This is a genomic window from Actinopolyspora mzabensis, assembly GCF_900101095.1.
GTDB classification, from domain to species: Bacteria; Actinomycetota; Actinomycetes; order Mycobacteriales; family Pseudonocardiaceae; genus Actinopolyspora; species Actinopolyspora mzabensis.
In genome coordinates, this window is record NZ_FNFM01000008.1 from 282,730 (window position 1) to 309,109 (window position 26,380).

23 protein-coding genes, 2 rRNA genes and 1 pseudogene are annotated in these 26,380 nt (G+C 68.6%); 12 read left to right on the plus strand and 14 right to left on the minus strand.

Features of this window, described 5'->3' with window-relative positions:
• Positions 1 to 1,124 precede the first annotated feature (1,124 nt).
• The 7 genes from BLR41_RS15325 to BLR41_RS15355 all read right to left on the minus strand — a co-directional run bounded on the left by BLR41_RS15325 (position 1,125) and on the right by BLR41_RS15355 (position 8,133).
• Positions 1,125 to 2,558, minus strand: a complete 1,434-nt coding sequence (locus BLR41_RS15325; RefSeq protein ID WP_092629142.1) for an MBOAT family O-acyltransferase — start codon at positions 2,556 to 2,558, stop codon at positions 1,125 to 1,127.
• A 231-nt stretch (positions 2,559 to 2,789) separates the two neighbouring features.
• The gene (rlmB, locus tag BLR41_RS15330; protein WP_092629143.1) at positions 2,790 to 3,749 is read right to left on the minus strand and encodes a 23S rRNA (guanosine(2251)-2'-O)-methyltransferase RlmB; all 960 of its coding nucleotides are present in this window, start codon (positions 3,747 to 3,749) and stop codon (positions 2,790 to 2,792) included.
• Between the two features lie 3 nt (positions 3,750 to 3,752).
• Positions 3,753 to 5,150, minus strand: a complete 1,398-nt coding sequence (gene cysS / locus BLR41_RS15335; RefSeq protein WP_092629145.1) for a cysteine--tRNA ligase — start codon at positions 5,148 to 5,150, stop codon at positions 3,753 to 3,755.
• A gap of 69 nt (positions 5,151 to 5,219) precedes the next feature.
• Positions 5,220 to 5,909 (minus strand): HAD family hydrolase, encoded by a 690-nt coding sequence (locus BLR41_RS15340; protein ID WP_092629146.1) that lies wholly within the window; start codon positions 5,907 to 5,909, stop codon positions 5,220 to 5,222.
• A gap of 462 nt (positions 5,910 to 6,371) precedes the next feature.
• Positions 6,372 to 6,860, minus strand: coding sequence for a 2-C-methyl-D-erythritol 2,4-cyclodiphosphate synthase (gene ispF / locus BLR41_RS15345; RefSeq protein ID WP_092629147.1), 489 nt, complete (start codon positions 6,858 to 6,860; stop codon positions 6,372 to 6,374).
• A gap of 6 nt (positions 6,861 to 6,866) precedes the next feature.
• Positions 6,867 to 7,628 carry a 2-C-methyl-D-erythritol 4-phosphate cytidylyltransferase gene (ispD, locus tag BLR41_RS15350; RefSeq protein ID WP_092629149.1) on the minus strand — a complete coding sequence of 254 codons (762 nt, stop codon included), beginning with the start codon at positions 7,626 to 7,628 and terminating at the stop codon, positions 6,867 to 6,869.
• A gap of 16 nt (positions 7,629 to 7,644) precedes the next feature.
• Complete coding sequence (locus BLR41_RS15355) at positions 7,645 to 8,133, minus strand: CarD family transcriptional regulator (RefSeq protein ID WP_043576289.1); 489 nt, start codon at positions 8,131 to 8,133, stop codon at positions 7,645 to 7,647.
• A gap of 286 nt (positions 8,134 to 8,419) precedes the next feature.
• Here BLR41_RS15355 and BLR41_RS15360 point away from each other — a divergent pair, with 286 nt between their 5' ends.
• The 7 genes from BLR41_RS15360 (at position 8,420) to BLR41_RS15390 (ending at position 16,392) form a co-directional block, all read left to right on the plus strand.
• Positions 8,420 to 9,166 (plus strand): copper chaperone PCu(A)C domain-containing protein, encoded by a 747-nt coding sequence (locus BLR41_RS15360; protein WP_176798004.1) that lies wholly within the window; start codon positions 8,420 to 8,422, stop codon positions 9,164 to 9,166.
• Between the two features lie 86 nt (positions 9,167 to 9,252).
• The gene (gene radA, locus BLR41_RS15365) at positions 9,253 to 10,626 is read left to right on the plus strand and encodes a DNA repair protein RadA (protein ID WP_092629151.1); all 1,374 of its coding nucleotides are present in this window, start codon (positions 9,253 to 9,255) and stop codon (positions 10,624 to 10,626) included.
• Positions 10,627 to 10,767: 141 nt separating this feature from the next.
• Positions 10,768 to 11,265: a beta-class carbonic anhydrase gene (locus tag BLR41_RS15370; RefSeq protein ID WP_092629153.1), complete on the plus strand. Its 498-nt coding sequence runs from the start codon at positions 10,768 to 10,770 to the stop codon at positions 11,263 to 11,265.
• A 352-nt stretch (positions 11,266 to 11,617) separates the two neighbouring features.
• A complete protein-coding gene (locus BLR41_RS15375) occupies positions 11,618 to 12,556 on the plus strand; it encodes an HhH-GPD family protein (RefSeq protein WP_092629155.1) in 939 nt (312 codons plus the stop codon).
• Between the two features lie 93 nt (positions 12,557 to 12,649).
• Positions 12,650 to 13,321, plus strand: a complete 672-nt coding sequence (locus tag BLR41_RS15380; RefSeq protein ID WP_092629157.1) for a class I SAM-dependent DNA methyltransferase — start codon at positions 12,650 to 12,652, stop codon at positions 13,319 to 13,321.
• Positions 13,322 to 13,456: 135 nt separating this feature from the next.
• Positions 13,457 to 14,452 (plus strand): ATP-binding cassette domain-containing protein, encoded by a 996-nt coding sequence (locus tag BLR41_RS15385; protein WP_092629159.1) that lies wholly within the window; start codon positions 13,457 to 13,459, stop codon positions 14,450 to 14,452.
• The gene (locus BLR41_RS15390) at positions 14,449 to 16,392 is read left to right on the plus strand and encodes a YhgE/Pip domain-containing protein (RefSeq protein ID WP_092629161.1); all 1,944 of its coding nucleotides are present in this window, start codon (positions 14,449 to 14,451) and stop codon (positions 16,390 to 16,392) included. The genes BLR41_RS15385 and BLR41_RS15390 overlap by 4 nt, the downstream gene beginning before the upstream one ends.
• A 310-nt stretch (positions 16,393 to 16,702) precedes the next feature.
• Here the strand turns inward: BLR41_RS15390 and BLR41_RS15395 are convergent, their stop codons facing one another.
• Entirely contained in the window at positions 16,703 to 17,245 is a 543-nt protein-coding gene (locus tag BLR41_RS15395) for a hypothetical protein (RefSeq protein ID WP_092629163.1), read from the minus strand.
• A gap of 132 nt (positions 17,246 to 17,377) precedes the next feature.
• Between BLR41_RS15395 and BLR41_RS15400 the strand changes: the two genes are divergently transcribed.
• Both BLR41_RS15400 and BLR41_RS15405 read left to right on the plus strand, forming a co-directional pair.
• Positions 17,378 to 17,845 carry a MarR family winged helix-turn-helix transcriptional regulator gene (locus tag BLR41_RS15400; RefSeq protein WP_092629165.1) on the plus strand — a complete coding sequence of 156 codons (468 nt, stop codon included), beginning with the start codon at positions 17,378 to 17,380 and terminating at the stop codon, positions 17,843 to 17,845.
• A gap of 26 nt (positions 17,846 to 17,871) precedes the next feature.
• Complete coding sequence (locus BLR41_RS15405; RefSeq protein ID WP_092629167.1) at positions 17,872 to 18,180, plus strand: antibiotic biosynthesis monooxygenase family protein; 309 nt, start codon at positions 17,872 to 17,874, stop codon at positions 18,178 to 18,180.
• A 399-nt stretch (positions 18,181 to 18,579) separates the two neighbouring features.
• Here BLR41_RS15405 and BLR41_RS15410 read toward each other — a convergent pair whose 3' ends face one another.
• Complete coding sequence (locus tag BLR41_RS15410) at positions 18,580 to 19,635, minus strand: endonuclease/exonuclease/phosphatase family protein (protein ID WP_092629169.1); 1,056 nt, start codon at positions 19,633 to 19,635, stop codon at positions 18,580 to 18,582.
• A gap of 130 nt (positions 19,636 to 19,765) precedes the next feature.
• On the opposite strand from BLR41_RS15410, the gene BLR41_RS15415 reads away from it, so the two are divergent.
• The 3 genes and pseudogenes from BLR41_RS15415 to BLR41_RS23875 all read left to right on the plus strand — a co-directional run.
• Positions 19,766 to 20,749: an ATP-binding cassette domain-containing protein gene (locus BLR41_RS15415; RefSeq protein ID WP_092629171.1), complete on the plus strand. Its 984-nt coding sequence runs from the start codon at positions 19,766 to 19,768 to the stop codon at positions 20,747 to 20,749.
• Positions 20,746 to 21,576 carry an ABC transporter permease gene (locus tag BLR41_RS15420; RefSeq protein WP_092629173.1) on the plus strand — a complete coding sequence of 277 codons (831 nt, stop codon included), beginning with the start codon at positions 20,746 to 20,748 and terminating at the stop codon, positions 21,574 to 21,576. The genes BLR41_RS15415 and BLR41_RS15420 overlap by 4 nt, the downstream gene beginning before the upstream one ends.
• Before the next feature lie 347 nt (positions 21,577 to 21,923).
• Positions 21,924 to 22,019, plus strand: a pseudogene (locus tag BLR41_RS23875) (SAM-dependent methyltransferase); the annotation flags it as partial.
• Positions 22,020 to 22,111: 92 nt separating this feature from the next.
• Here BLR41_RS23875 and BLR41_RS15425 read toward each other — a convergent pair.
• The 5 genes from BLR41_RS15425 to BLR41_RS15445 all read right to left on the minus strand — a co-directional run.
• A complete protein-coding gene (locus tag BLR41_RS15425; protein WP_092629175.1) occupies positions 22,112 to 23,353 on the minus strand; it encodes a Y-family DNA polymerase in 1,242 nt (413 codons plus the stop codon).
• Positions 23,353 to 23,769, minus strand: coding sequence for a S24 family peptidase (locus tag BLR41_RS15430; protein WP_092629176.1), 417 nt, complete (start codon positions 23,767 to 23,769; stop codon positions 23,353 to 23,355). The genes BLR41_RS15425 and BLR41_RS15430 overlap by 1 nt, the downstream gene beginning before the upstream one ends.
• A gap of 278 nt (positions 23,770 to 24,047) precedes the next feature.
• Entirely contained in the window at positions 24,048 to 25,631 is a 1,584-nt protein-coding gene (locus tag BLR41_RS15435; protein ID WP_092629177.1) for an SLC13 family permease, read from the minus strand.
• A 163-nt stretch (positions 25,632 to 25,794) separates the two neighbouring features.
• Positions 25,795 to 25,912: ribosomal RNA gene (rrf, locus tag BLR41_RS15440) — 5S ribosomal RNA — on the minus strand.
• Positions 25,913 to 26,038: 126 nt separating this feature from the next.
• Positions 26,039 to 26,380 (minus strand): 23S ribosomal RNA (locus BLR41_RS15445); the annotation flags it as partial.

Consider the following 26,380-nt stretch of genomic DNA (forward strand, 5'->3'; position numbering starts at 1 on the left):
GAAAAAAACTCGTGCTGCGCCATATGGCAAATATCACTTCTGTTTTTACTCCACACAGGGGTTGTGAGCCGGACTGCTCTTCTAAGACATCCTGAAGTGGGAATACGTTGGCATATCCGATCCCGATCCTCATCGCGCTCCGACCTTGTGCTGCTGTCGTTGCCCGACTAGCGGTCCCTACTTCTGAGGAATATCGGAGCAAAAGACTGGACCGAATGTGCGATCAAGCGCACCGCCGATCCACCCAACCATCGTGCGATGTTCGCTGTTGCAGAAACAGCACATTATTATCACCAAGCCCAAAACCAGCTTGGCCACGCCGAGCAGCAGTGCCGACTGACGGATGTCTTGATTCCGGAGTACTGGGGGTACGGACAGCGAGGGTGAACCGCACCCTGTTGGGCAACCGGCACGGGGAACTGACCGTGCAGCCACTAGGCCGTTCATCCGGGAGCGTGACCGTGACGCACCAGCCGTACTGCAATCGGTTCCTAGAAATAGCCGAAAAGTGGCAGCCGCGCCAGAGTTCCCGGCCAGATGACGAACGAAGAATCGCCACGACCGCCTACACACGCAGAAGAGCCCCCTGATCGGAATCAGAGGGCTCGTGCTATATTCCATCTGCCAAGAGAAATAAAGCAGTGCTGAGTCTAGCACGGAATAGGCTCCCTCCGCATGCGGTCCAGGCAGCGTGTGGGCAGGGTTACAAGTCCTGGCCACGGTTCACAGCCGTGCGGACCGCCGTCAGAGGGCGTGAAGTCCGCGCGTCAGGCAACGCACGATCTAGGCGAACCCGGCCGTGTCCTTGGTAAGCCCTGGCGCTCATGCTCGGGCACTATCGGCCCATCATCGCCGCTCTGCCCGTAACCCCCGGCTCGGCGCGGGTGTAACACCCCGCGCGGGGTGAAGCTCCGAAGTCACAATTCCGGTATACCGAGAAGCTTCACCTCCCCCTCGATCCCGGGAGAGGTGTGTCGTACACACGACACACCCGAGATCGAGGGGGGACTCGCAGCCTTACGGGTCCACGCGGTACCCGAGCCCCGGGGATCGCCTCCGGCTCGGAAGAAAAAACGGACGGCGGCCTGGCACCGGGGTCACCAGAGGCTCTCGGGGGTCACGGTTCAGAACTGGTAGTACAGGAACGGGCTGAAGGAGCCCGCCGCCACCAGCAGGCCGGAGTAGACGGTGCCCGCCGTCATCACGCCGACCCGGACGCCGGTGGCCGTGCGGCCGCGGGCCGACTCGATGTAGGTGCCGGTGGCGTCGTCGGCGGGCAGCAGCACCACCAGCAGGGCCACCAGCAGGAGCAGCGTGCGCTGGTTGGTCAGTGCCGCGTCGACCACCGCCGTCACCCCGCCGAGGTCGGGAAGCAGCATGTGGCCGAGCATCATCCCGGCGGTGCCCAGATCCGGCGCCCGAAACACCACCCAGCCGAACGTGACCAGCAGCATCGTCGCCGCTCGCCGGGCCGCGCGCGCTCCCGGCCGTACCGGCATCCGGTAGGCCCCGGTGGCCCGCTCGAGCACCAGCAGCATGCCGTGGAACAGTCCCCAGACCAGATACGTCCAGGCCGCGCCGTGCCAGAACCCGGTCAGCACGAAGATGATCGTCAGGTTCCGGTAGGTGCGGAACGTGCCGTCGCGGTTGCCGCCGAGCGGGATGTAGACGTAGTCGCGGAACCAGCGCGACAGCGACATGTGCCAGCGCTGCCAGAACTCCGTGACCGTCACCGAGGAGTACGGGCGGGCGAAGTTCTCGGGCAGCCGGAACCCCAGCATCCGCCCCAGCCCGATCGCCATGTCGGAGTACCCGGAGAAGTCGAAGTAGAGCTGCATCGTGTAGACGATCGCGCCGAGCCAGGCGATCGCGAACGTCATCTCCGACTCCGAAGTCGCGAAGCAGGCGTCGGCCACCGGGGCGAGGCTGTCGGCGATGACCACCTTCTTCGTCAGCCCCCAGGCGAACCGGGGGAAGCCCGCCGCCATGTCGTCGAGCCGGTGGGTACGCCGCTGCGGCAGCTGGTCGGCGATCTCGTGGTAGCGCACGATCGGCCCGGCCACCAGCTGCGGGAACATCGCGATGTAGGCCACGAAGGCCACCGGCTCCCGCAGCGCCGGGCGTTCACCACGGTAGATGTCCACCAGGTAGGAGATGTGGTGGAACGTGTAGAACGAGATCCCGATCGGCAGGACGACCTCGAACGTGGGCAGGTGACCGCCGAACCACCCCGCCAGTACCGCCGCCTGCTCACTCGCGAAACCCGCGTACTTCCACACCCCCAGCACTGCCAGGTTGAGCAACACGGCGGCGGTGAGCAGCAGTCTGCGGCGGCTGCCGTCCAGCCGCCACTCGTCGGGCTCCAGGTTCCGGCCCACGAAGAAGTTCCCGACGATGCAGCCGAGCAGCAGCATCGTGGTGCCGCCCGCACCGCTGGCGTAGAACACCAGGCTGGCCACCGCCACGACCGCGTTGCGCCAGGAACGCGGCGCCAGCAGCACGGCGAGCAGCACCGTGGGCAGGAAGTACCAGAGGAAAAGCGGAGTTGCGAACGACATGTGGGTCCGAGCTCGGTTCGGCGTGCAGCGCGGCTGCCGGCCTGCGGTCCGTCAGACTCTAACCGAGCCGCCTGCAGCACCGGCACGGAACCGGTGATTTCGGCGGTGAGACGACCGACACAACAGGCCGCGCCGCACCGCACCGAACCGGCGGCTCGTCGTCCACATCGGATCGAACGGCGAGCTCGGCCTCCATCCTCGGCATCGACACGCGATGGCCGAGGCGGGGCGTCAACTCAGCCTGCGCCTACGCGCGACCTCGGCGAGCACCACTCCGGCCGCGACCGAGGCGTTCAGCGACTCGACCCCGGAGCTCATCGGAATCGACACGGTCTGATCGCAGTTCTCCCTGGTCAACCGGGCCAGACCCCGCCCCTCGGAGCCCACCACGACCACTAGCGGATCGGTAGCCAGCTCCAGCTCGTCGGAGGTGACGTCGGAGTCGGCGTCCAGGCCGACCACCATCAGCCCCTCGGACTTGAGGTGCTTGAGCGTGCGGTTGAGGTTGGTGGCCTTGGCCAGCGGTATCCGAGCGGCGGTGCCCGCGCTGGATCGCCACGCCACCGCGGTCATCCCGGCGCTGCGCCGCTGTGGCAGCAGCACGCCGTGCGCGCCGAACGCAGCCGCCGAACGCACCACCGCCCCGAGGTTGCGGGGATCGGTCACCCCGTCCACGGCCACCAGCAGTGGCGGCAGCCCGGAGTTCCGGGCCGCGGTGAGCAGGTCGTCCGGCTCGGAGTACTCGTAGGGCGGGACGCGCAGCGCCAGTCCCTGGTGCAGCGCGCCGGAGGTCATCCGGTCGAGTTCGCCACGCGGCACCTCCACCACGGAGATCCCCTGGTCCGCGGCGAGCCGGACCGCCTCGGTCACCCGCTCGTCGGTGTCGATCCCCTCCGCCGCGTACAGCGCGGTGGTGGGCACCCCGGCGCGGACGCACTCCAGCACGGGATTGCGGCCCGCCACGAGCTCACCCGCGTCGTCGGACTCCTTGCGGCGCTTGTCCCGCTGCTGCTGCGCCTGCTTGCGCGCGTCGGCCTTGCGCTTGGCGGGGTGGTTGAACCTGTTCTCGGCCTTGGGGGTTGGTTTCTTGCCCTCGAGAGCCTTGCGGCGCTGGCCACCCGATCCGACGACCATGCCCTTCTTGGTGCTCGACTTGCGTACCGCGCCCCTGCGCTTGTCGTTTCCCGGCACGAGCTATCCGTCCTTCAAAGTCCACATCGGACCGTCGGGGGTGTCCTCGACGGCGATACCGCAGGCGTGCAACCGATCCCGAACCGCGTCGGCGGTGGCGAAATCGCGGTCGGCCCGTGCCTGACTGCGCTGTTCGAGCAGAGCGTCGACCAGCGCGGAAAGCGCCCGGTGCGCCTCGTCGGAAGCACCCTCCCGACCGGCCCAGTGCGGCGCCAGCGGATCGAGCCCGAAGACGTCGAGCATCGCACGTACCCGAGCCGCCCCCTCGCGGGCCGACTCGTCCGCACCGGCGTCCAGCGCGGCGTTGGCCTCCCGAACCACGTTGTGCACGGCCGCGATGGCCTGCGGCGTCCCCAGGTCGTCGTTCATGGCCGCTGCGAACTCGTCCGTCACTCCGGAGGGTGCGACCTCGCCGGTGCGCCGCACCACGCGGTGCAGGAACGACTCGATCCTGCGGAAGGTCGCGACCGCCTCCTCGAGCCCCTCGTCGGAGAACTCCACCGTGGACCGGTAATGCGGTACGACCAGATAATACCGCAGCTCAACGGGGCGGACCCGCTGCAGCAGCGCGGCGATGCCGAGCGTGTTGCCCAACGACTTCGACATCTTCTCGCCACTGGCGGTCACCCAGGAGTTATGCAGCCAATAACGGGCGAACCCGTCGCCCGCCGCGTTGGACTGCGCCAGTTCGTTCTCGTGGTGCGGGAAGACCAGATCCAGCCCGCCGCCGTGGATGTCGAACTCCTCCCCCAGGTAGTAGGTCGACATCGCCGAGCACTCCAGGTGCCACCCCGGCCGTCCCCGGCCCCACGGGGCCGGCCAACTCGGTTCACCCGGCTTCGCCGACTTCCACAGCGTGAAGTCCCTCGGGTCGCGCTTGCCCGCCGGAACCGCCTCCTCGGCCTGCTGCATCTCCTCGGGACGCTGCCCGGACAGCCTGCCGTAGGACTCCAGGAAGGAAGGCACCGAGAAGTACACGTCGCCGTCGGCCGCGTAGGCGTGGTCCCGATCGATCAACCGCTGCACCAGCTCGACCATCTGCGTGATGTGCCCGGTGGCCCTGGGGGTGGCCGAGGGCGGCAGACAACCGAGCCGGTCGTAGGCGTCCTCGAACGCGCGCTCGTGCGTGGCGGCCCACTCCCACCAGGGCCGTCCGGCCTCGGCGGCCTTGGCCAGGATCTTGTCGTCGATGTCGGTGACGTTGCGCACCAGCCGCACCTCGTAGCCGAGGTGGGTCAGCCAGCGCCGCAGCACGTCGAAGTTGAGCCCACTGCGCACGTGACCGACGTGCGGCAGGTCCTGAACCGTGGCCCCACACAGGTACAACGTCGCCAAGCCCTCCTGGCGGGGCTGGAACTCACGTGTGGTGCGGCTCGCGGTGTCATGCAGGTACAGGCTCACACCGTGATGATACGGGCAAGACCTGTGCGGATCACAAATCCGGTCGGGTTACAGCGACCACCGACGGGCTCACAGCGACACCCCGTGATCGGCGACGGCCCGCAGCAACGCGTCCGGCCGCTCGTCGGTCGGCGACGGCTCGACGTGCGCGAACCGGCAGCCCACCTCGGTGGCGGCACCGTCGGCCTCGACGCTGTCGCCGATCATCAGCGCCTCCTCCGGCTCGACGCCGAGCCGCTCGCAGGCACGCAGGAACAGCTTCGGATCGGGCTTGATCACACCTTCGACGTAGGACATCAACACCGAGTCGAAATGCCCGCCGATCCCTATGCGGTCCAGCGCGGGGCGGATGTCGAAGGCGATGTTGCTGATGACCGCGTTGCGGACGCCCGCCTCGTGCAGCCGCCGTACCACGGGGGCCGTATCGGGATAGGGCGTCCAGCAGTCCGGGTCGATCAGCCGTGAGTAGAGCGCCTCGGCCTGCGCCGGCTCGGTCAGGCCCGAACTGCGCAGCACCTCCAGGTAGACCTTGCGGTGCTGGTCCGGGTAGAGATCCCGCTCGTCCCACGCCTGCTGGTACTCCTGGGAGAGCTTGACCACCTGCTGCGTGGGGGCGGTCATCCGCCGCATCAGCTCGGTCTGGGCCTCCAGGTCCCACTGCTTCCCGGCCTCGTCGGTCACCTCGGCCAACCAGGACTCGTCCTGCTCCAGCCGGAACAGGGTGCCGGAAAAGTCGAAGAGCACTGCGCGCACGGTCACGGGTCCACAGTACTGGCGCGCACCACCTCATCGTCCCGCCGATGCGGTGAACATCACCACTTTTGTTCGGTCGGCGGCTCGGGTTGCCTGGCGGTGTGGTTGGCGGAACCTCTGGCACGACTCTCGCTGCGGGTGCCCCGACATCGGGTAGCGCGACCTACACAACGTCGGGGCCGTCCTCGCGAGAGCCGCACCGGAGAACCCGCGGCGGTGCGAGCTGCGAGGGTGGTCGGAGTGCGGCCTGCGTCGATGGCCCGGCGATTTCGCGAGAAATCGACGCCCCCGGGGGCTACCGTCGGGAAGCGACCATGAGCGACGCAGCGCGGGCGTCCCCGGTGCGTGAGTCGGATGCATTGCAAGGCCGGGCCGCTCGCCGCGTAGGTCGCTACTCAAGAGCCGGCCCAACACAGCAAGGCGCCGACTCACGTGCCGGCTACCCAGCCAGCTACGCAAGGGGACCGCTCAGAAGACCAAAGCGGTGGCGATGGCGGCGATTCCCTCTCCTCTTCCGGTGAGCCCGAGCCCGTCGGTGGTGGTGCCGGAAACCGAGACCTCACCACCGAGCGCCTCGCCGAGCACGGCACCGGCCTCCGCCCTGCGCTTGCCTATTCGGGGGGCGTTGCCGATCACCTGCACCGAGGCATTGCCGAGCCTGCGGCCCTCGCTCTCGAGCAGGCCACGCACGTGCGCCAGGAAATCGACACCGTGCGCCCCGGACCACCGTTGATCGTCGGTGCCGAACACCGAACCGAGGTCCCCCAGCCCCGCAGCGGACAGCACCGCGTCGCAGAGGGCGTGACTCGCGACGTCACCGTCGGAGTGTCCGGAACAGCCGTCGCAGTCCGGCCAGCGGAGTCCGGCCATCCAGCACGGCCGGCCCGCCACGATCGGATGAACGTCGACACCTTGACCGATCCGGGGTAGCCCGACCGGTGACGGCTCGGCACTCACGACTCGTCACCGCACCTTTCGGGAGTTGTCACTTCCCGTGTCATCCGGACTACCGGGAGTGTCCAACCGGGATTCGGGGAGTTCGGCGGGCGCGGTGGCCAGCACGGCCTCGGCCACCGCCAGATCGAAGGAAGTGGTCACTTTCAGGGCATGGGTGTGTCCCTCGACCGTTTCCACCGGATACCCCAGTCGTTCCACCAGACCGGCGTCGTCGGTGGCCACGTCTCCAGCCGCCGAGTAGGCCTCGCGGAGAACGTCGACGGTGAATCCCTGCGGGGTCTGCACCGCGCGGAGCGGCGAGCGGTCCACGGTCTCGGCCACCACACCGTCGTCGTCGACCCGTTTGATCGTGTCCGCCACGGGCAGCGTCGGCACCACGGCACGAGCGCCCCGTTCGACCGCGCCGACCACGTCGCGGATCACCCGAGCAGGAGTGAAAGCACGAGCGGCGTCGTGCACCAGCACGATCCCCGCCGAAGGCACCAACCGGTCCGCGGCACGTAACGCCGCACGAACGGAGTCGGTGCGCTCACCGCCCCCGGGAACGACGTGCGCCCGGTCACCGAGGTCTCGCACCTCGCGGCCCATCAGGTCGAGCTGGTCCGGTGCGGCGGCCACCACGACGTGCCCCACGCTTCCCGAATCCAACAACCCACGGACGGCGCGCGACAACAGGGACTGCCCGAGTACCCGAACCAGTGCTTTGGGAACACCGGCGCCGAGACGGGTGCCCCGCCCGGCAGCCGGGACCAGCGCTACAGTGTCCACAGCGCTCGGACAGTCGTCAGACCGTTGTCGCCAGGACTTCGTCCAGCAGACTCTCGGCCTTGCCCTCGTCGGTCCCCTCCGCCAGCGCCAACTCGCTGACCAGGATCTGCCGGGCCTTCATCAGCATCCGCTTCTCGCCCGCGGACAACCCGCGATCCTGCTCACGCCGCCAGAGATCACGCACCACTTCGGCCACCTTGTTCACGTCACCGGAGGCGAGCTTCTCGACGTTCGCCTTGTACCGACGCGACCAGTTGGTGGGCTCCTCAGTGTGATCAGAACGCAGCACGTCGAAAACGTGATCGAGACCCTCCTGGCCGACCACGTCTCGCACCCCGACGTGCTCGGCGTTCTCGGCGGGAAGACGAACGGTGAGGTTGTCTTTTTCGACCCGAAGTACGAGGTACTGTTTTTCTTCGCCCTTGATTACACGTGTCTCGACTGCCTCGATCAGCGCAGCGCCGTGACGCGGGTAGACGACGGTCTCTCCGACCTTGAAAACCATGTGTCCTCTGCCCCTTTCGCTGCGCCCAGTCTAGCATGGTCAGCAACGCGACTTCGACGGGCTCGACATCTTCGTTGCAGGTCAGGCGACGATTAGGGGGTTGACAACCCGACTCTCCCCGTGCATGCGCCCCGGCTTCCCAGGTGCGCAAGGCAGGGTTTCCGCGCCCGAGGACGACACCGCGAACGGGACACGGGGCACATCCGCCGGGGTGCGACCAACGTCGCCGACGACAACGGTTTAGGCTCATACCGGTTGTCCGGCAAGCAGGAAGGACGCTGCATCCGTGAGCCGCCCACAGCACAGCAAGGCAGTTCGCCAGCGGTTGGTACCCGCGGTCGTCGGCCTGGGCGCCGTCGCCGCGCTCTCCGGCTGCGCCACCGGCCAGCAGGCCGAGACCTCGCAGCAGGTCGCCTCCATCTACGGTGCGAGCGCCGAAACGAAGACCATGTTCGTCCGGGACGCGACCCTGACCTACCCGGAAGGGGAATCGGTCTACCCGGAGGGGTCGAACGCACCGATCGAGACCGTTCTGGTCAACGGTGGCGAGCAGCAGGACAGGCTGGTCGGTGTCAGCAGTAGCTACGCGAGCTCGGTCGAGATCAGCGGAACCCAACGGATTCCATCGGGAACCAGGCTCTACGCGGTCTCGGACACCGCGAATTCGGGCAAGGTCACCGCTGCCGAGGCCACCGGCGACGACCAGCGCGAGACGGTACGAATCTCCCTCCAAGGGCTGACACAGGGCATCCGCCCGGGGGTGACGATTCCGATCGAGTTCACCTTCGCCAAGGCGGGCGCGGTGACCCTGCAGGTGCCGATCGGCCCCAGCCCCGAGGACCGTCCGGAGTACGGCAGCCCGCACGGTGGCGGTGGCACGGGCACCGGCGGCGACTCGGGTCACTCCGGCGGGTCGGACGAATCGAGCGGATCCGGCGAGTCCGGCGACTCCGAGCAGTCCGGCGACTCCGAGCAGTCCGGCGGCGAGGGCAGCGACTCCGGCCAGAGCGACGGGAACTCCTCCGGCGAGTGAAGCTCGACACCACCGACGCGCGGCCCGCCGCCGCGCGTCGCGCGGGCCGTCCCGGACGTGTCGTGACCACCGGTTAGTCTGCCCACGTGGCTACCAAGAACGCGCGTGCCGGAAACGGCTATCGGTGCACCGAGTGTGGCCGCACGGTTACCAAGTGGGTCGGCCAGTGCCCGGATTGCGCGAACTGGGGCACCCTGGAGGAAGCCTCCGCTCAACCCGCCGCGCTGTCCAAAGTCGGCAGCTCCGAACCCGGCTCCCCCGCCCGCCCCATCGCCGAGGTGGATCTGGAGTCCGCCCGAGCGGTTCCCACCGGGATCGCCGAGCTGGACCGGGTACTCGGCGGCGGCATCGTGCCGGGGGCCGTCGTCCTGCTGGCGGGCGAGCCCGGTGTGGGAAAGTCCACACTCCTACTGGAGGCCGCGTACCGCTGGGCCGCGGGCGGTTCCGGTGGGCGTTCGCTGTACGTCACCGGCGAGGAGTCGGCGGGCCAGGTGAGGCTGCGCGCCGAACGCACCGACTCGCTGCACGACGAGCTCTACCTCGGCGCCGAGAGCGACCTCTCCGCCGTCGTCGGGCACGTGGAACAACTGCGCCCCGGACTGTTGATCGTGGACTCGATCCAGACGGTGCAGTCCGGCGAGGCCGAGGGAACACCGGGCGGAGTCACCCAGGTGCGGGCCGTGACCACCGCGCTGGTGGCGCTGGCCAAGGAACGCGGCCTGCCGGTGATCCTCGTGGGACACGTCACCAAGGACGGTGCGGTGGCCGGTCCACGGGTGCTGGAGCACCTGGTCGACGTGGTGCTGCAGTTCGAGGGGGACGAGCACTCCACCCTGCGGATGCTGCGCGGCGTCAAGAACCGGTTCGGCCCCGCCGACGAGGTCGGCTGCTTCGAACAGGGCGACGACGGTATCGCCGAGGTGACCGACCCTTCCGGCCTGTTCGTCAACGGGCGGCAGAACCTGGTGCCGGGCACCGCCGTGACGGTGGTCGTGGAGGGCAAACGTCCGCTGCTCGCCGAAGTGCAGGCGCTGGTCAGCCCCACCCAGATGAACATGCCGCGCAGGGCGGTGAGCGGGCTGGACTCGGCCCGGTTGTCGATGATGCTCGCGGTGCTCGACAAACGCGGCAACATCAAGACCGGTGACCAGGACGTCTACGCCGCTACGGTCGGCGGCATGAAGATCACCGAACCCGCGGTCGACCTGGCCATCGCGTTGGCAGTGGCATCCGCGAAACTGGACGTGCCGCCGCGCGCGAACACGATCGCGGTGGGCGAGGTCGGGCTCGCCGGTGAGGTGCGCCGGGTCAACGCGGTGGGGCGCAGGCTGGCCGAAGCCGCCCGGCTCGGATTCGAGTACGCGCTGGTGCCACCGGACAGCGGACCACCACCCGCCGGGATCAAGGCCGTCGAGGTCGGCGATCTGCGGGGCGCGCTGCGGGCGCTGCGGAGCAGCTGACCGACCCGGCCGACGTGTTCGCGGACACGGACGATCTCGGCGGGTATGCTCGACCGCGAGAGTCCGTGTGCGTGTACGCGGCGACAACTTCCCGCACAGCCGATCCCCGGGGTCGGTGTTACCGGTTCGAGGAGCTGCCCGATGACCGCGACCGACGAACTGCTGCGACGCAACAGCAAGCACGAGGAGAAGTGGGACGGCGAGGTCCCCGGAGCTCCCGAGCTGCGCACCGCGGTGGTCACCTGTATGGACTGCCGGATCGATCCCGTCCGCACCCTGGGGTTGGGCTCCGGCGAGGCACACGTGCTGCGCAACGCGGGCGGGATCGTCACCGACGACGTGCTCCGCTCGCTGTCGGTGAGCCAGCGCAAGCTCGGCACCACCGAGGTGATGCTGATGCACCACACCCGCTGCGGCATGGGAACGTTCGCCGAGGCCGACTTCAAGCAGGAGTTGGAGGACGAGACCGGGCAGCGGCCGAGCTGGTCGGTGGAGACCTTCACCGACACCGAGCGGGACCTGCGCCAGTCCGTCCGACGGGTGCTCAACAGCCCCTTCCTGACCGAGACCACGAGTGTGCGCGCGTTCGTGCACGACATCGACACCGACGAGCTGCACGAGGTCGACACCGCCTCATGAACCGGGGGCCGGAGTGGGTGGCGTAGGTGGTCGCTTGGCGGAACCTCTCGCACGGCTCTCGCGAGGAAGGCCCGACATCGAGTAAGCACTACGCCACGTCGGGCCTTCCTCGCGAGAGCCGCACGGGAGAACCCGCGGCGGTACCGATGGCCAGGGTGGTAGGAGCTCGGCCTGCGGGAGTGGTGGGGTTCGGCTTGGGTGCTCCGTAGGCGCGGCGATTTCGCGAGAAATCGCCGCCGCCCCCGCCGTGCGGTGGCCGACGGCGATTCGGCACCGGGCGGCGGTGCCGAGGTCCTGTCGCTCCCGAGGCGTGGATGGGTGGGGATCCGGGTCGTGGCACTATCGAGGGGCCATGACTAATCAGAACGCGTACCCGGCCGGATCCGTCGCGAAGACCGCCGCACCCGAGCGGACCAGCAGGATCAACACCGACGATCTGATCGAGTGGTTCGCCGCCGAGGCGCGCGACCTGCCGTGGCGCGGCCCCGAGGTCGACGGCTGGGGTGTGCTGGTCAGCGAGACCATGCTGCAGCAGACCCCGGTCGCCAGGGTCATGCCGATCTGGCGGGAGTGGATGGAGCGCTGGCCCAAGCCCTCCGACCTCGCGGCGACCAGCCAGGCCGAAGTACTGCGGGCCTGGGGCAAACTCGGATATCCACGTCGCGCGATGCGGCTGCACGAGGCGGCGAGCGCCATCGCCTCGGAACACGACGACATCGTTCCCTCCGATGTGGACACCCTGCTGGCGCTGCCCGGCGTGGGAACCTACACCGCCCGCGCGGTGGCCGCCTTCGCCTACGGCAAGCGGGCCCCGGTGGTGGACACCAACGTGCGCAGGGTCGTCGCGCGAGCCGTGCACGGGGAGGGCGACGCGGGCAATCCCTCACCCAACCGGGACCTGGCCGATGTGGACGCGCTGCTTCCCTCGGACGACAGCATGGCCGCCCGACTGTCGGCGGCACTGATGGAACTCGGGCAGACCGTGTGCACCGTGAAGTCGCCCGGCTGCGAGATCTGCCCCATCGTCGCGGACTGCGCCTGGCAGCACGCCGGCCGTCCCGCCTACGCGGGGCCGCCGAAGAAGGTGCAGCGCTTCGCCGGAACCGACCGCCAGGTGCGCGGGCTGCTGCTGGACGTGCTGCGGCGTTCGGAAGGGCCGGTGCAGCGCCCCGAGCTGGATGCGGTGTGGCACGACGCGGCCCAACGCGACCGGGCACTGGACTCACTGCTGGTGGACGGGCTGCTGGAGCAGACCGAGGACGGCAGGTTCGGACTGCCCGGCGAGGAATAACGCGAGGAGCGGGCAGCCGGAAGGGCGGTGAGCCGAAGGGTGTTCCGGTGAAGCCCCCTTCCGCGAGGCCCGCACGAACTACGATCCCCGTTCGTGGATGATCACGACTTCGTGCGGCGCACCCGGTGGTCCTACGACGCGGCCGCCGATACCTACACCGAGTGGATCCGGGGCGAGTTGGCCGCCAAGCCGCTGGACCGCGCGGTGCTCGACGGGTTCGCCGAGCTCGCGCGGAACGCGGACGGGCCGGTGCTGGACGTGGGATGCGGCCCGGGGCGCGTGACCGCCTACCTGGCCGAGCACGGTCTGGCCGTTTCCGGCACTGACCTGTCACCGGGGATGATCGCGGCGGCACGCCGGAGCCACCCGGAGCTGCGCTTCACCGAGGGCTCGATGCGGGCGCTGGATCACGGTGACGGCGAGCTCGGTGGCCTCGTGGCCTGGTACTCGATCATCCACGTTCCGGACGAGCACCTGCCGGAGGTGTTCACCGAGTTCCGTCGAGTGCTGGCGCCCGGCGGGTACGTCCAGCTCGCCTTCCAGGTCGGTGACGGGATCAAACACCGCACCGAGGCGGGCGGCCACGAGGTATCGCTGGATTTCCACCGGCGACGACCGGAACACGTCGCCGAGCTGCTGCACCGCGCCGGGCTGGTTCCGCGAGCACGGCTGCTGCGCGAACCCGACGAGGACGGCGACTTCCCGGAGGAAACCCAGCAGGCATTCCTCCTCGCCCGAAAGGCGAGCCGCTCCCCCGAGGAGTGAACGACTCGACGTCTCGATACCGGAGGACCGCCCCGCCAACCGGTTCGTGGAGGTGATCCGGCGGATCTCGAGTTGCCGAGGATCGCGCTGGGGGCCACGTTGGATCAGCAGCCGATCCGTTCACCAGGGGGGTTGATGAGCACCGAAGGGGTGGCCATCACCGCACGCGGTATCAGTGTGCGCGGACCGCTGGGGCCGGTCTTCAGCAATGTCGACGTCGAGATCCGCCCCGGGGAGCTGGCCACCGTGACGGGACCCTCCGGAACCGGCAGAACCGCACTGCTGCTGACGCTGTCCGGCAGGCTCCACCCGATAACGGGCGCGATCGAGGTGGACGGGCGGCCGCTGCCGAAGGGCGCGAAGCGAGCGCGCACCCTGATAGCACCGGCACGGCTGCGGCCCGGGTTCGAGTTGGAGGGGCGCTGGCGCGTGCGGGAAGCCGTACGTGAACGACGGATCACCACCAAGGTGGACAACGACGACATCTCGGACGCGTTCGACCTGGTCGGCATAGACCCCGAGCCGGAAGCACTGATCGACTCGCTGCACCCCGGCGAACGGCTGCTGCTGGCCGTCGCGCTCGGCATGGCGGCACTGCCCGCAGGGCTGCTGGTCGATGACGTGGAACTCGGGCTCCCCGAAGCCGCGCGCACCAGGGTGTGGGCGGCGCTGGAAACCGTGGCCCGCACCGGAACCACGGTGGTGGCGAGCAACACCGATCCGCCCCGATTCGAAGCGGGCCCGGTGATCAGACTGCCCGGACCGAACGGGGAAACCCCCCACCGCGCCGGGGGGACCGCACCGGAAACCACCCTGCTCCCCGGTCAGGAACCGAACACGGTCGAATTCGACACCGAAACCACGCGAATCCTCGGTGCCGACGCGGTCACCGAACCCCACACCTTCGACACCGCGGCACTCTCGCGCGACCCGGCGCAGCTCGCGCTGTTCGAGGCGCCCGAACCGACGGCGCCACCGGAGCCCGACCCGAGCCACCCCGACCCGAGCCGTCCCGAGACGGCGGAATCCGAATCGACCGACTCCGACGCGATGGATTCCGACACCCCCGAGGCATCGCCCGAGGCGGAACCGACCGATTCGGACTCCGAGGACGACGGAGATCCGCGATGAAAACCGTCAAACTCGCGCTGCTGGAACTGCGCAGGTTCCGCGGCGGAAAGCTGCGCCCACTGGTGCTGGTGGCGCTGATCCTCGTGCCGCTGCTCTACGGCGCGCTGTACCTGTGGTCCAACTGGGACCCCTACGGCAGGCTGGACCGGGTCCCGGTGGCCGTGGTCAACAACGACCGCCCGGTGCGCGCCTCCGGGCAGTTCATCGACGCGGGCGAGCAGTTCACCGAGCAACTGCGCGCACGGGAACTGTTCGACTGGCACTTCGTGAGCTCCGGTGAGGCACGGCGCGGGCTCCGCGAGGGCGACTACTACTTCACGATCACCGTTCCCAGGGATTTCAGCGGCAAACTCGCCACCGCCACCCGCAGATTCCCGCAACGGGCCTCGCTGCGCATCACCAAGAACGACGCGAACGGCTACATCGCGGGAATCATGGCCGACACCGTCGAGGCCCGGCTGCAGAACCAGGTCAACGCGGCGGCGCACAGCGCCTACGCGCGGGCGCTGTACGACGAGGTGGACAAGGTACGCGAGAAACTGCGACTCGCGTCGCAGGCCGCCGGGCAACTGGTCGAGGGCACGGAACTCGGTGAACAGGGCACGGAAGGGCTGCGCAGCGGGCTCTCGGAAGCCGCCTCCTCGACGGGGGAGATCTCGCGGGGCGTCGGCGAACTCTCCGACGCGGCCGACCAGCTGGACCGACGGCTCACCGCACTGACCAACCTGACCGCCGAACGACTACCCACCGCAGTGAACGGCGCCGCCGAGGCCAGCGGCTCGGTGGTGCAGGGGCTTACCACGCTGGCCACCGCGACCGCCTTCATCTCCGACCGCGCCGAGCAGAGCGCGGCCAGCCTCCGGGAACTCGCCGACGAATACCCCGCGCTGGCCGGGGATCCGGCCTACCAGCGCGCGCTGCGCGACGCGAGCCAGCTGTCCGGAACCACCGAGAACGCGGACCAGCGTGCCAACGAAGTGCTGAGTCTGGCCCGCGAGGCCAACTCCGAGGCGGCGGCACTGCGCGGCAGCCTGGAAACCCTGCGGCAACGAACACTCGCGGTTACCGAGCCCGCCGACCAGCTCGCCTCGGGCACCACGCAACTGGCCAACGGCGCGGAGGCACTGCGCGGCAGCCTGAACAACCTCTCCGCCAGCAGCCGGACTCTGCAAACGGGTGCGGGACAGCTCAACGACGGGGCTCGGAAACTGTCGACCCTGGTCGACGACAGCCTGTCGCGGATTCCGCCCACCAACCCCCGGCAGGTGGCCGAGGCCGCCGAAGTACTCGGGTCCCCCACCAGGATCACCGAGCGCAACCTCAATCCCGCCCACGTCTACGGGCGGGGGCTGGCACCGTTCTTCTTCGCCATCGCGCTGTGGGTGTTCGGACTGTTCGCCTACCTGCTGCTCAAACCCGTCAACCTGCGGGCTCTGGCGGGCAGGACCCGCGCCGCCACGGTGGCGGTGGCCGGTTGGCTGCCCGCCACCGTGCTGGGGATGCTCGGCGCCGGGGTGCTGCTGACCGTGGTCGAGTTCGGTCTCGGGCTCGACCCGGTGCGGCTGTGGCCGACGATCGGCCTGCTGGCGCTCGCCACCGCCTCGTTCGTGGCGATCGATCAGCTGCTGCGCACCGCGTTCGGCGCGATCGGTGACGGGCTGTCGCTGGTGCTGCTGATAGTGCAGCTGACCGCATCGGGTGGGCTCTATCCGATGGAGACCACGCCGACGCCCTTCCAGGCGATACACCCCTACCTGCCGATGACCTACCTGGTGGACGGGCTGCGCGTGACGATCTCGGGCGGGTTGAACGAACACCTGGTCCGCGATCTCATCGTGCTCGGCGGTTTCCTGGTGATACCGCTGGTGCTGACCACGCTGGTGGTGTGGCGACAACGAACCTGGAGCGTAGCCCGACTCCACCCCGCCGTGGAGCTTTAGAGCCGCGAGGGGCTTCCGTAATTGGCCGGTTAGCCGTCACGTGAGTCGGCGCCTCGGGAGCGTTGGGCCGGCTCTTGAGTAGCGACCTACGCGGCGAGCGGCCCGGCCTTGCAATGCATCCGACTCACGCACCGGGGACACCCCCGCTGCTTACCCACATGGTCGTGTCCCGACGGGCGGTGCCGACTGCGAGGGTGCTTGGAGCGCGGCCTGCGAAGATGGTGGGGGTTCGGCCCTCGGGGGTGGTGGGAGCTCGGCCCGCGTCGAAGGGGTGTGGCGATTTCGCGAGAAATCGAGGCCCTGGAGGGCATCAGCGGCGGTCGCGAATCCGCCCCCACGGCTTGTACACGGCCAGGACGAACGCGACCAACAACCCCAGCGGGGACACGACAGGCGGAAAGATCAGCTGGTTGATCGCGAACGTGAACTGCTCCGAGGCGGTGATCCCCTGCCCGTACTCCACGGCCGCGGTCACGGTCGGCCCCAGCCCCAGCGGAACCAGCAGCACGAAAACCACGTTGATGACCAGCTTGACCGCGACCCACCAGTACCGCAGGAGCCCGTATTTCGTGCCGAGCCCGAGCACCACCCCGCTGAGCAGGCAAACCAGCCCCGCGACGAGCAGCGGGCGGATCGCGAAGAGCCCGAGCGCCTGGTGGGCCACGGCGGCGGTACGCGCGTCCTCGGTGAGCAGCGCGGTGAAAACGAGCACCGCGAGCACCACGTCGATGCCGATCCACGCCCCCGCCGAGACGATGTGCAGCACGAGGACGCCCTTCCTGGTACGCGTCCCGAGGCGCCACCGAGGAACAACGCCGGTTCGAGCGGTAATGCCACGAATGGGTGTAGTCATGACGCCCCCTTCACTGCCGCCTGCCCAACCGGCGACACGTCCGGACCTGCAAGACCGCTACGCCACAAAGATAGACGACTAACCATTAGGTTTCAAACGATTCTACAGCTAACAGTGCGGTAGGGTGTGGCCATGCCCGTACCGCCCTCCGGACCGCCGCTCGGTCTGCAGCTGGCCGAGATCGCCCGGACCGTGAGCCGGGCCTTCGACGAAGCGCTGAGCGCCGCTGGAGGAACCCGACCAACCTGGCTGATCCTGATGACGCTGCGGAACCGCCCCACGGCCAACCAGCGCGAACTCGCGGCGGCCGTGGGAATCCGCGGCGCGACGCTGACTCATCACCTGGACGCCATGGAGTCCGACGGCCTGCTCACCCGTCGCCGCGACCCCCACAACCGGCGAGTTCACCTGGTCGAGCTCACCGAACGCGGCGAAGAGGCCTTCCACAGCATGCGCGGCGCGGCGGTCGCGTTCGATCAGCGCCTGCGCACCGGCCTGGACGCCGAGGAAGTCGACCGGCTTCGCGAACTGCTAACCCGACTGCGGGACAACGTCACCGACGAGGACGGAGACACCGACCCCGCGACGGACCGGTGCTGACGGCGGAGGAGTCGTAGGGTGGAGTTATGGCCGTAGTCAAAATCAACGCTATCGAGGTTCCCGAAGGCAAAGGCGAGGAGCTGGAACGCCGCTTCGCGCAGCGCCACGGCGCCGTGGACGGCACGCCCGGATTCCTGGGATTCGAACTGCTGCGCCCGGTCAAGGGCGACAACCGCTACTTCGTCTACACCAAGTGGGAGTCCGAGGAGGCGTTTCGCGCCTGGGCCGACGGCCCGGCGAAAGAGGCGCACGAGAACGAGAGCAAGGACCCCGTCTCCAGCGGAGCGAATCTGCTCGAGTTCGAACTGATCGCCGAGTCCCACCCCGAGCGGTGAGCGAGTCGGGGCCCGTTCGCCGTCCACGAGGGCTGAGCGGCGCGCTCGGCGGCTCTCCGCTCGTGCGGCGTCGATCTCCCACGAAATCGCCGGGCGCTCGGGACGGCGGCACGGCCCTGCCGCCCGAGTTTCCAACGAAACCCTCGCCGCCGCGGAGCGCGCAGGCGGAACTCCGACCACCCTCGGGGTAGGCGTCAATTTCTCGCGAAATTGACTCCCTCGGACCCCCGTCGGAAAACGGCCGTGCGGTTAAGCAGCGCGGGTGTCCCCGGTGTGTGACTCGGATGCATTGCAAGGCCGGGCCGCTCGCCGCGTAGCTCGCTACTCAAGAGCCGGCCCAACACAGCAAGGCGCCGACTCACGTGACGGCTACCCGGCCACCCTGCCGAGCCACCTCACTCAAGACGGAATCGTGAGGTGGGCGAACACGGCCCGGTGATCGGTACCACCCACCTTGAAGGTGCGGTAGTCGTGCACGGCGGTGTCCCCGCTGACCAGCACGTGGTCGAGGGTGACCGGCGGTGCCCAGGGTCGTCCCAACTCGGGCCAGGTCGGGGCCAGCCCGTCACCGGTCAGCTCGGCGGCGTCCGAGTAGCCCCGCCCCAGCAGTTTCCGCAGCGGTGTGTGGTCCAGCGTCGCGTTGAAGTCACCGGACAGTATTCGGACCGGTTGGTCCCCACCGGTGGTCGGCGCGGGCAGTGTGGTTATCTCGCGCTTCCACGCACTCGTGGTGTCTCCCCCCACCGGCACCACCGGATGCGCCGCGACGTACTGCACGTCCCGCTGCCCGGGCAGATCGATCAGCGCGGAGGGCTGCCGCATGGTGGTGTTCGAAGCCAACGAGAGCTCACGCAGCGGATAGCGCGAGACGATCCCCGAACCGTCACCCTCGGGCTCCGGCGTGAGCACGCGATGCGGCAGCGTCTCGAACAAGCCGGCCCGGCGCAGCTCGTCCACCATGTCGGAGTTCAACTCCGGCATGCTCAGCACGTCCACGTCGTTCTGCCGCACCAGCCGCACCAGCTGCTCCGCGTCGGCCTCGCCGAAATACACGTTGGCGCTGAGCACGTTCAGCGAGTGTCCCTGCGCACCGCTGCCCGCCTGCTCGTCGGGAAACACCCGTGGCGCGACGCTGCCGGCGAGCACGGCGGTCACCACGGCCACCACCAGCGCGGTCAGCCAGCGCCGCAGCGCGAGGGTGAGCAGCAACAGCACTCCCCCACCCGCCGTGACGTAGGGGGTCAACGCGATCAGCGCCGAGGAGACCTGGCCACGTTCCAGCCCGCCGAACCTGCCCAGGGCTACCCCGCAGACGAACACGGTGAGCAGCAGTAACAGCAGCGTGACGACACGCCCCCCGGGAGCTCTCCGCCTACCCGGCGAATCCGGCTGTTCGGACATCGCTTCGTCCGCTACGAGATCACCCTGTCGCATGTCCGCCGACTCACGCCCCATACCGCCACACCTACCGGAAAACAACCAAGGGTAATCGAAGCTGTGTCGCACCTCACCGGCGCTGTGCGAAGATTGTGCGTCTTTTGTCAGTGGCTCGGTTCATGCTGGGGTGCCGAGAAGAGGAGGACGCATGACACTGACGGTCCGAGCCGAGGGCTTGGTCAAGCGATTCGGAACGACCAAGGCACTGGACGGGGTGCACCTGGCCGCCCCGGCGGGTTCGATACTGGGGGTGCTGGGGCCGAACGGCGCGGGCAAGACGACCAGCGTACGAATCCTGGCTACCCTGCTCCAGCCGGACGGTGGTCACGCCACTGTGGCCGGACACGACGTGCTGCGCGATCCGGTCGGGGTGCGCGGCAAGATCGGGCTGACCGGGCAGTACGCCTCGGTGGACGAGGAGCTCACCGGCACCGAGAACCTGGTGCTGATCGGTCGACTGCTGGAGATGACGCGTTCGAGCGCCAAGTCCCGCGCGAAGGAACTGCTGGAGCGCTTCGGACTCTCCGACGCGGCCAACCGGGCGATCAAGACCTACTCGGGCGGGATGCGCAGGCGGCTGGACCTGGCGGCGAGTCTGGTGGGACGCCCGGAAGTGCTGTACCTGGACGAGCCGACCACCGGGCTGGATCCGCGCAGCCGCAACCAGGTCTGGGACATGGTCGGCGCGCTGACCTCCGAGGGCGTGACGGTGCTGCTGACCACGCAGTACCTGGAGGAGGCCGACCAGCTGGCCGACCGGATCAGCGTGATCGACCACGGCAGGGTCGTCGCGGAGGGGCGCGCCGACGAGCTGAAACGCCACAGCGGAGGCCAGACCCTGCAGGTGCGGCTGAGCGACCCCGACGATGTCACCGCCACCGAGACCATCCTGCGGGAACTCACCGGGCAGGCCCCCACGGCGAACCACGAGACCGGGTTGCTGACCACCCCCGCCGAGGATCCGGTGCTCATGTCGGCGCTGGTGCGCGGGCTGGACGAGGCCGGGATCACCGCCGACGAGCTGTCGCTGCGGCTGCCCAGCCTCGACGAGGCGTTCCTGTCCATCACCGGGAAACCGGCCACCGCCGGGGACTCGGCGCGGGAAGGTGAAGCGGAGGACGACGCGGCATGAGCACGCCGACTGTCGAGCGGGCCGAACGGACCGACCCGCGGCCGCACGGCGCACCACGCCGCGTCGGTCCGATGCGCACGATGCGACACGGCCTGACGCTGGCCGGGCGCAGCGTCCGCAAGATCCGCAAGTCGCCGGAGGGGCTGCTGGACGTCACGCTGCAGCCGATCCTGTTCCTGGCGATGTTCGTCTACCTGCTCGGTGGCGCCATCGCCGGGGACACCGGGGAGTACCTGCAGCGGACCCTGCCGGGCGTGATGGCCATGAACATGGTCTTCGGCAGCCTCGGCACCGGGATGCAGTTGAACAACGACATCACCAAGGGCGTGTTCGACCGGTTCCGGAGTCTGCCGGTGGCGCGGTCGGCACCACTGATCGGGGCCGTACTGGGCGATGTGGTTCGCTATGTGGTCTCCATAGCGGTGCTGCTGATCGTGGCCACGTTGATGGGCTTTCGCATCGAGACCAACGTGGTCTCGGCGGCGGCGGCGATCGTGCTGGTCATCGGTTTCGCGCTGTGCGTGTGCTGGATCTCGGTGATGCTGGGGATGCTGGTCAAGAGCCAGCAGGCACTGCCCGGCGTGGCGATGTCGTTCATGTTCCCGCTGACCATGGGCAGCAACGTGTTCGCGCCGACCGAGACCATGCCGGGCTGGCTGCAGGCATGGGTGAGCGTGAACCCGGTGAGCAAACTGGCCGACACCGCCAGAGGACTGATGATCGGCGGGCCGGTGGCAGGACCGCTGTCGGCCACGCTGGTGTGGATGGTGGCGCTGGTGGTGGTGTTCTTCCCGCTCGCGCTCTGGGCCTATCGCAGCAGGGTTTGACCGGAAGGAGCCGTCCCGCTCGCCTCCGGTGGGTTCACTCGAGATCGCCGAACGGTCACCGGGACGGCTCCTCGCCCGTACTCTTTGCGCTATCAGCAAACGATTTTGTCGCAATGCCGTTGGTGAGGGCAGTTTGGTGTCGGAGGTGACCACGGTTCTCCGAGCCTCCGGGTCGCGGAGCCGCGGTGGTCACCAGCCCGCCCGAACGTCGCGACCGGATGCCGGGCTACCGGCAGCACGGTCCCCGACCGCCGAACCCTACGGCGAAGGCAACGGCGATGGAGGAACAGCACTGGGAAGCCAAGTACGACAGCACCGAACAGCTCTTCAGCGGCAACGTCAACGGAGTGCTCGTCAACGAAACGCGACCACGAACCGCTCCCCAGCCCGAAGGCACGCCGCACACCCACGACACCGTGCTCCGTGCGCGCCGCCTACGGTGATCGCTCGCCCCGAACTAGCATCGCTTCCTCGCGAAATCGACGCGCCACTGGAGGAGTGGCGCGGAGCTTCGCTCACCGCGCGCGGCTTCCGATCAACCGTGCACCAGCGGGAGCAGGTGCCTGCTGGTGGTGCTCACGGGCCAGAGGTGCTCCTGCCGGGGCTGCCAGGGACTGCGCCCCCGCAGACCGGTGGTGGCGAATCCGATGGCCTCGGTGCCGTAACGAGTGGTGATCTCGTCGAGCGCGTGACTGAGCCGCTCGTCCACGGTTCGAGCGGGCTCGCCCAGCGGCGTGGTCTGTTCGACGCCCCGCAGCGGGGCGGCCAGCAGACCGAGCTGGTGGTAGGAGTGTCCGGGTCGCGGCAGGGACCGCGCCAGCCGCACCGCCAGGTCCACCAGCACGGGGGTCGAGTAGGTCGGCCGGGGCAGTCCCTGGCTGACTTCCAGACTGGTGTGGCCGCAGGTGAGTTGCACGGTCAGCCGGTCGGCACGCCGCTGGTGCCGTCGTAGTTTGCGGGCGAGCTGGTGGGCGTGGCCCGCCGCGGCCGCCGCCAGCAGTTCTGGATCGCAGGTGGGAGTGCCGAGCTGCCGGGTGTGTCTGCACTGCTGCCGCGGCACGGACTCCGGCCGCAGCGGCCAGCACGAGGTGCCGCGGAGCTCGCGGACCGTTTTCTCCAACACGACAGAGTGAATTCGCCGCGCCCTTCCGGGGTCCATCTCGGACAGGCTCCCCGCGGTCGACACCCCATGCCCGGCGAGCCGATCCGCCAACCGGGACGCGATGCCCCACACCTCCTCCACCGGGGTCGAGTCCAGCAACAGCCGCTGCTCGGCGTCGGCCTCGGCGAGGTTGTGGATGCCACCGCCGGTGCGCTTGGCCTGCCGAGTGGCCAGATGCGCCAACGTGCGCGTGCTGCCGATGCCGATGGAGACGGGTACCCCTATCCAGGTGGCGATTTGCTCCCGCATCCGGTGGGCCAGCTCGGTGGCCCGCGCGGCGGGTAAGGTCAGGTAGCTCTCGTCGATGGAGTACGGCGTGGCGTCGGGGCTGTACTCCTCGACGACCGATTCGATCCGACTGGCCAGATCGCCGTACAGCGCGTAGTGCGCCGACCTGGGAACAGCGGCGCTGTAGCGGGGATCGCGCCGCAACCGGGACCATCGCTCCCCCTGCGGAATCCCCAACCGCTTCGCTTCCACGGACCTGGCTACGACGCACCCGTCGTTGTTGCCCAGCACCACGACAGGCCGGCCGCGCAGCTGCGGCTGCAGCAGTCGCTCGCCCGCGACGTACATCGCGTCCACATCGACCAGTGCGTACACCACAGCGCCCATCAACGCCCCTTCCGCCGTAGCACGTGGTGGATCACCACGGTGACCACTCCCCACACTCCGGTGCCGTCGACATCCACTGCCACCTCAGGAGGCACCGGTTCGAAGACCTGCCCGGCCGGTGGGTCGTGCTCCAAACGGCGCAGCAGGAAGTCGCCCGTGTCGTCGATCGCGATCACCAGATGCCCACGGCGGGGTGGGACCGAACGATCCACCAGCAGTTCATCACCCTCGGCGATTCCCTCTTCGGCCATGACTTCGCCGGATCCGCGGGCACGCCACAAGTACGTGGCCGCCGGACGCGGCATCAGCCAGGCGGTCAGGTCCACCCCGACGCCGTAGTCCTCCGCCGGACTGGCGAACCCCTCGGGTATCACCGGTCCGCGCGACCGACGCCCACCGGACTGCCCATCCGTCATATCGTCATTCGAACAGGAGTTCGAGATATATGCGAGATCGATTCCACCAGCTCTCGAATGAGCCGGGGCACATCACCCGATCGTGCGCGGGTTTCCCCTGATTCGAACTCCGTACCGGGTGTGAGCCCGGGCGTCGCCGACAACAAAACGGCGCCCCCGGAGCTCAGCGGCATCCGGGGGCGCCATTGCCGAGGACCACCACGAGACATCGATTTCTCGCGAAATCGCCGCGCGATGGGGCCGGGTCCGGATCGCGGGCCCGGCCCCACGCGCCGAGATCAGCCGAGGGCGATTCCGAGCGCCCAGGCTCCGAGGCCGTAGAGCGCGAGCGGGATGAGCACGATCGCGGTGAGGTTCAGCCACCAGCCCGCCTTGACCATCTGCGGGATGGTCACGTAGCCGGAGCCGAACACGATGGCGTTCGGCGGGGTCGCCACCGGCAGCATGAACGCGCAACTCGCCGCCACCGCCGCGGGCACCACGAGCAGCAGCGGATCCATGTCGAGCCCGAGCGCCACCCCGGCCAGAATCGGCAGGAAGGTCGCCGCGGTAGCGGTGTTGCTGGTCATCTCGGTCAAAAAGATCACCGCGGCCACCGTGACCAGTACCAGCAGGATCGTGGGGATCCAGCCGAGCGCGCCGACCCGGTTGCCGATGAAGGCGTCGAAACCGCTGGAACCGACCGCCGCCGCCAGGGAGAGCCCACCACCGAACAGCAGCAGCACACCCCACGGGAGCTTCAGCGCCGACGCCCAGTCCAGTGTGAACACTCCCCGCCGCGCGTCGACCGGGATCGCGAACAGCACCAGCGAGGCGAATATCGCGATACCCGCATCGGAGAGGCCGAGTCCCGGCAGCAGGCTCGTCAGCGGCTCACGCAGGATCCACAGCAGCGCGGTCAGCACGAACACCACGAGCACTACCCGTTCGCCCCGGTTCATCGGACCGAGCTTGGCGAGCTCGTTCCGGAACAGCTCACGACCACCCGGGATGTCGGTGATGGTCGTCGGATAGACCACCCTGGTCAGCAACAGCCAGCTGATGAGCAGCAGCACCGCCGCCAACGGCAGGCCGAAGATCATCCACTGCCCGAAGCCGATCCGGATCTCGTAGGTCTCGGACAGAAAACCGGCCATGAACAGGTTGGGCGGAGTACCGATCAGCGTCGCCAACGAACCGATGCTGGCCGCGTAGGCGATCGCCAGCATCAGGCAGGTCGCGAACCTTCCGGCGCCGTCGTCCGCGGATTCGTCCATCGCGCGCCGCACGGTTTCGTCGCCGGACTCGCCACGAAGGTGCTCGAACACCAGGGTCAGCACGGACATGCCGATCGGCAGCATGACGACGGTGGTCGCCGTATTACTGACCCACATGGACAGAAAGGCGGTGGCGAGCATGAATCCACCGACCACCCGCACCGGACGGGTGCCGACCGCCAGCACGGTCCGCAGCGCGATCCTGCGATGCAGTCCCCAACGCTGCATCGCCAACGCAAGCATGAAACCGCCCATGAATAGGAAGACGATGTCGTTGGCGTAGGGCGTGGTGGCCGCTTCCACATCCCCGACACCCAGCAGTGGGAACAGCGCGATCGGCAGCAGCGCGGTGGCGGCCAGCGGCAGTGCCTCGGTGACCCACCAGACCGCCATCAGCACTCCGACGGCCGCGACACCGCGTCCGGCGTCGGTGACTCCGTTCTCCCCGCCGGGAAGTACGAAGTAGACGGCGATCGCCAGCAGCGGCCCCAGGAACCGACCGATCCAGGCACGCCGGGAAACTCTGGTGGATTCGGTGGTCTCCCCTATTTCCGGGGTGACCGCTGGACCACCCGTATCACTGCCCTGATGCATCAACTCCGCCATTCCACGGGAAAACGTCGGCGCCGCTCGGCGGCATCGCCGAAAGCGACTCGGGAAAAGACGTTAATGGTATGCGAACAGCGGTGAAAGTGGGGTTCGTGGTGGGTGGTGGTAGTAGTGTGGCCCGGGCACCGTGGTGGTGTCCGGGCCACATTGTGGGGGGTTGGGTCGGCGGTGTCCGTGTCTCCCACACCCGTGGGGGTGCAGTACCTGGGGCGCTGGAGGGCTTAGCTGCCGGGTTCGGGATGGATGCCGGGCGTGTCTCCTCCGCTGTGGCCACCGACCCAAAAACTTGGGGGCCGACTGGGTCAGCCGGTATGTAGTTATCGGGGGTGGTGGCTGGGTTGGGAGCCGTATAGTGGTGGCGAGATCCGCGTGTGCTTGCGGGTGGTGCGTGTGTGGGCGATGGGGGGGTGTCGCCGTTCGGCGGGTTAGTACCCGTCCACTGAACACATTGCTGTGCGTACATGTCGGGCCTATCAACCCAGTCTTCTGCTGGGTGCCTTATCCCCACTCGAGGTGGGGTGGGAGACGTCATCTTGGGGTGGGCTTCCCGCTTAGATGCTTTCAGCGGTTATCCGTGCCGAACATGGCCAACCAGCCGTGCCCCTGGCGGGACAACTGGCACACTAGAGGTTCGTCCGTCCCGGTCCTCTCGTACTAGGGACAGCTCCCCGCACGTCTCCACACGCGCGCGGCGGATAGGGACCGAACTGTCTCACGACGTTCTAAACCCAGCTCGCGTGCCGCTT